1 protein-coding gene and 1 pseudogene are annotated in these 5,788 nt (G+C 72.5%); both read left to right on the top strand.

The window, feature by feature from the left end; all coding sequences use genetic code 11:
- On the top strand, positions 1-3,464 hold a 3,464-nt coding region (locus ADL29_RS38560), incomplete at its 5' end, for a type I polyketide synthase (protein ID WP_157878683.1).
- 274 nt (positions 3,465-3,738) lie between these two features.
- Positions 3,739-5,788, top strand: a pseudogene (locus tag ADL29_RS38555) (type I polyketide synthase); the annotation flags it as partial.

Here is a 5,788-nt window from a genome sequence, read left to right as displayed (position 1 = left end):
TCGCTGCCTGGGGCGAGGCGATATCCGTCGCCGCGGTGAACGGCCCTGCTTCGGTGGTGGTTTCGGGTGAGCCGGGTGCGCTGGATGAGCTGATGGCTGCGTGTGAGGCGGACGATGTCCGTGCGCGTCGTATCGCCGTGGATTACGCCTCCCACTCCGCGCAGGTGGATGTCCTCCACGATGAGCTGCTGGAGGTCCTGGCCTCGATCGAGCCCCGCGAGTCCCGTGTTCCGTTGATGTCGACGGTGACGGGTGACTGGCTGGACACGTCCACCATGGATGCGGCGTACTGGCACCGTAATCTGCGTCAGACGGTCGAGTTCGAGACGGCGACGTCGGCGCTCGCGGACCAGGGCTTCGGCCTGTTCGTCGAGGTCAGCCCGCATCCCGTTCTCACGGTCGCCATCAACGACGTGCCTGCCGTGGGCACCCTGCGTCGCGACGACGGTGGCTGGGCCCGTTTCCTGACCTCTGCCGGTGAGGCCTTCGCCCACGGCGCAGACGTCGACTGGACCCAGGCCATCCCGGCCGACGCCGCAACCGTCGACCTGCCCACCTACGCCTTCCAGCACCAGCACTTCTGGCTCGAGAATGCCGGACCCTCCGGGGACGTCGGGTCCGCCGGTCTCGGCGCCGCGGACCATGCCTTGCTCGGTGCCGTCGTGCCGCTCGCGGACTCCGACGGGCTGGTTTTCACCGGACGGCTCTCCCTGCGTTCCCACCCCTGGCTGGCCGACCACGCCGTACGCGGGTCCGTCTACCTGCCCGGAACCGCGTTTGTGGAGCTGGCCGTGCGCGCCGCGGACGAGGCGGGGTGCACCGGAGTCGAGGAACTCACCCTCGCCTCCCCGCTGGTGCTCGGTGCGCGGGACCGGGTGCAGCTCCAGGTCACCGTCGGCGGTCCGGACGCGTCCGGCCGCCGGCCGGTCACCGTCCACTCCCGGCCGGACGACCTCCCGGACCGGCCGTGGACGCTGCACGCCACGGGCCTCCTCGGCACCGGCAGCACCCCGCCCCCGGCGGAACTGAGCGCCTGGCCGCCGAAGGGGGCCGCAGCACTCGACATCGGCGGCCTGTATGAGCAGTTGGCGGACGAGGGATACGAGTACGGCCCCGCCTTCCAGGGGCTGCGGGCCGCTTGGCGCGACGGCGACGACGTCTACGCCGAGGTATCGCTGCCCGATGATGCCGTCACCAGCGGATTCACCCTCCACCCGGCGCTGTTCGACGCGGCTCTGCATGCGCTGGGCATCGAGGACGGTACCGGTGACGTACGGGTGCCGTTCGCGTGGAAGGGCGTCACCGTGCAGGCGACCGGCGCCCGGGTACTGCGGGTGCGGATCACCCGTGGGGAAGAGGACCGGCTGATGCTGGCCGCCGCCGACGGCACCGGTGCGCCCGTGGTCTCTGTGGCGGAACTTGTCATGCGGGTGTTGCCGGAGGACGCCTCGGGCGCGCCCGCCGCGGAGCCCCTGTACCGGATCGACTGGACGCCGCCGGCGGACCTGGCGGGGGCGCTGGACCAGGTACCGACGGGCCCCTGGGCCGTACTGGGCGGCGACGGGCCGGCGGTGCGGCAGCTCCGCACGGCCGCGACGGCCGGGTGGTACCCGGATCCGGATGCCCTTCTGTCGGCCCTCGACTCCGGGGCCGCCGTACCGGAGACGGTCTTCGCGGTGCTGCCGACCGGCGCCGACGCGGCCCTCGACGAGACGATCGACGAGACGCCGGCCGGTCGCGCCCAGGCCGTACGGGCGGCGTCCGCCGAGGCGCTCGGTCTGCTGCAGACGTGGCTCGCCGACGAACGGCTGGCGGCGTCCCGGCTGGTCGTGGTGACCGCGGGCGCGGTCGACGCCGACGGTACGGTGGCCGACCTCGTCCATGCCCCCGTGTGGGGCCTGGTCCGGTCCGCGGAGGCCGAGAACCCGGGGCGGTTCGTCCTCGTCGACCTCGATCCGGCGGACAACGGGGCCCCGGAGGCCGACGCCCGGCAGCTGCTCCCCGGGCTCTCCGTGCTCGGCGAACCCGAGCTGGCGGTACGGGGCGGGCAGGTGCTCACCCGGCGGCTGCACACGGTGGACGCTGTGGCAGAGGGTGCGGCAGGGGGTACCGCGGAGCCCGGGTTCGCCGGGTTCGACCCGGACCGGACGGTGCTGCTCACTGGCGGCACCGGAACGCTGGGCGCACTGATCGCCCGGCATCTGGTGACCCGGCACGGGGTCCGGCATCTGCTGCTGACCAGTCGCCGCGGCCCGGCCGCCGACGGCGCGGCGGACCTGCGGGCGGAACTCGCGGGCCTGGGTGCCGAGGTGACCATCGCCGCGTGCGACACCGCCGACGAGGACGCGGTCCGTACGCTGCTGGCGGCCGTGCCCGCCGCGCACCCGCTGACCGCCGTCGTGCACACCGCCGGCGTCCTCGACGACGGAGTCATCGGCTCGCTCGACCCGAAACGGCTGGACACCGTCTTCCGTCCCAAGGTGGATGCCGCGCTGGTCCTGCACGAAGTCACCCGGGACCTCGATCTGTCGGCCTTCGTCCTCTTCTCCTCCGCGGCCGGGGCCATCGGCGGCTCCGGCCAGGCGAACTACGCCGCCGCCAACGTCTTCCTCGACGCACTGGCCACGGCGCGGCGCGCAGAGGGACTCCCGGCCACCTCGCTGGCCTGGGGATTCTGGGCCGAACGCAGCGAACTCACCGGACAGTTGGGCAACACCGACGTCGCCAGGATGGGCCGGTCCGGTATCGCCGCGATGCCGTCCGAGGCCGGCCTGGCCCTGTTCGACGCCGCACTCGGCCGGGACGACGCCGCCCTGGTGCCGGTCCGGTTCGACCTCGCCCGGCTCCGGGCGCGGCTGGCCGAGCACGGCGATCCCGCGGTGCTGCGGGATCTCGTCCGGCTGCCGCTGCGCCGGTCCGCGGCCCGCGCCGCCGACTCGGCCGCCGAAGCGGACGCTCTGGTACGGCGGCTGGCCCCGCTCGATGCGTCGGCACGCCGTAAGGCACTGGTCGAGCTGGTACGCGACCAGGTCGCCGCGGTACTGGCACTGCCCGGCGGCCATGCGGTCGCGGTCGAGCGCGGGTTCCTGGACCTCGGGTTCGACTCGCTGATCGCGCTCGAACTGCGCAACCGGCTGAACCGGATCACCGGACTGACCCTGCCCGCCACCACGGTCTTCGACTACCCGTCGGTGGTCGCGGTGGCGGGACACCTCGCCGACCGGCTGCCGTTCGGCGACGCCGGGGCCCCGACGGTGACCGACGAGGTGCAGCGGCTCGAAGCGGTCCTCACGGCCGCCGTGCTCGACGGACCCCAGCAGGCGGCGGTCGCCGACCGGCTGCTGGCGCTCGCCGCCGCCGTCCGGGGCGAGGCCGCCGACGATGGCGACGTCGGCGAGGTGCTGGACGAGGCGACGGACGACGAGATGTTCGCCTACATCGACAACGAGCTCGGCCTGTCCTGAGCCCGGTCCGTCCTCACCCGCAGGTCAGGGGTGGTCAGGGGTCGGCTAGGGGTGTGCAAGATCCGGCAACCCCACCAAGCTGATCGTGACCATCCCTGACCTGTGGCCCTCCTTGGCCTGCGGCCCCTTCCCGGCCCGTGGGTTCCCTGACCTGCGGCTTCCCGGACCTGTGGGGTTCCCAGGCATCCGGGTTCCCTGACCTGTGGGTTCCCGGACCGCTGGGTTCCCTGCCCTGTGGTCCTCCGCCTGCCGACGACGACGAGGTACTTGCACCATGCAGAACGAGCAGAAGCTTCGCGACTACCTGAAGCGGGTCACGGCCGACCTGACCCAGACCCGCCGCCGACTGCGCGAGGTGGAGTCCCGGGCGGAGGAGCCGATCGCGATCGTCGGTATGGCCTGCCGCTATCCGGGCGGGGTCGGTTCGCCGCAGGGGCTGTGGGAGCTGATTCTCGGTGAGACGGACGCCATCGGCGACTTCCCCACCGACCGCGGCTGGGACCCCGCCGAGCTCTACGACCCGGACCCCGACACCGTGGGCAAGTACTACGCCCGCGGCGGCGGATTCCTCGACGACGCGGCCGGATTCGATGCGGCGTTCTTCGGGATCTCACCGCGCGAGGCACTGGCGATGGACCCGCAGCAGCGAATCCTGCTGGAGACCGCCTGGGAGGCATGCGAACACGCCGGTATCGACCCGGCCACGCTGCGCGGGACCGCGACCGGCGTGTTCGCCGGCCTCATGTACCAGGACTACGCGGCCCGACTGGACTCGGTCCCGGGCGAGATCGAGGGCTACATCGGCAACGGAAACACCTACAGCGTCGCCTCGGGCCGGATCTCGTACGTGCTCGGGCTCGAGGGGCCCGCGGTCAGCGTGGACACCGCCTGCTCGTCGTCGCTGGTCACCCTGCATCTGGCGGTGCAGTCGCTGCGACGCGGGGAATGCAGCATGGCCCTGGCCGGCGGCGCGACCGTACTGTCCACCGCCGACATCTTCATCGAGCTGAGCCGCCAGCGCGGGCTCGCCGCCGACGGCCGCTGCAAGTCCTTCGCCGACGCGGCCGACGGGGCCGGCTTCTCCGAAGGGGCCGGCATCCTCCTGCTGGAGCGGCTGTCGGACGCCGAACGCCTCGGACACCGGGTCCTGGCCGTCGTCCGCGGCACCGCCGTCAACCAGGACGGGGCCAGCAGCGGCCTCACCGCGCCGAACGGTCCCTCGCAGGAGCGGGTCATCCGCGCCGCGCTGGCCGACGCCCGGCTCACTCCGCAGGACATCGATGTCGTCGAGGCGCATGGCACCGGTACGACGCTGGGCGATCCGATCGAGGCGCAGGCGCTGCTGGCCACGTACGGGCAGGGCCGCCCGGCCGAACGCCCCCTGTGGCTGGGGTCGTTGAAGTCCAACATCGGGCACACACAGGCCGCCGCCGGAGTCGGTGGTGTCATCAAGATGGTGATGGCACTGCGGGCGGGCGTGCTGCCGAAGTCGCTGCATGTGGATGCGCCGTCGTCGCAGGTCGACTGGGCGTCGGGTGCGGTGGAGCTGCTGACGGAGCGCCGTGAGTGGCCGGAGCTGGAGCGGCCGCGGCGGGCCGGAGTGTCGTCGTTCGGTATCAGCGGGACGAACGCCCACGTGGTGTTGGAGCAGGCGCCGGTTGTCGAGCAACCGGTGCGCGAGGGCGGCGACGCCGGTGGTGTGGTGCCGTGGGTGGTGTCGGCGCGGTCGGGTGCGGCGTTGCGTGAGCAGGCGGCGCGGTTGGCGGAGCAGGTGACGGCGCTGCCGGGGGTGTCTCCGGTGGATGTGGCGGCGTCGTTGGTGCGTGCGCGTGCCGTGTTTGATCACCGTGGTGTTTGTGTTCCCGGGTCAGGGTGCGCAGTGGGTGGGTATGGCGCGTGAGCTGGTGGAGCAGTCGCCGGTGTTTGCGGAGGCGTTGGCCGAGTGTGGGCGGGCGTTTGAGGGGTTGGTCGACTGGTCGTTGGATGAGGTGCTCGGGGATGAGGTGCTGCTGGCGCGGGTGGATGTGGTCCAGCCGGTGCTGTTTGCGGTGATGGTGTCGTTGGCGGCGGTGTGGCGGTCGGTGGGTGTGGAGCCGGCTGCGGTGGTGGGGCATTCCCAGGGTGAGATCGCTGCCGCCTGTGTGGCTGGGGCGTTGTCTCTCGAAGACGCGGCGAGGGTGGTGGTGCTGCGGTCGCAGGCGATCGGCCGCGCTCTTGCCGGTGGTGGTGGGATGGTGTCGGTTGCGCTGGGTGTGGAGGCGGTCCGGGAGCGGATCGCTGCCTGGGGCGAGGCGATATCCGTCGCCGCGGTGAACGGCCCTGCT

Source organism: Streptomyces chattanoogensis (assembly GCF_001294335.1).
Taxonomy (GTDB): Bacteria; Actinomycetota; Actinomycetes; order Streptomycetales; family Streptomycetaceae; genus Streptomyces; species Streptomyces chattanoogensis.
The sequence above is the reverse complement of the archived record's forward strand: the minus strand, read 5'-3'. Positions and strand labels throughout refer to the sequence as shown.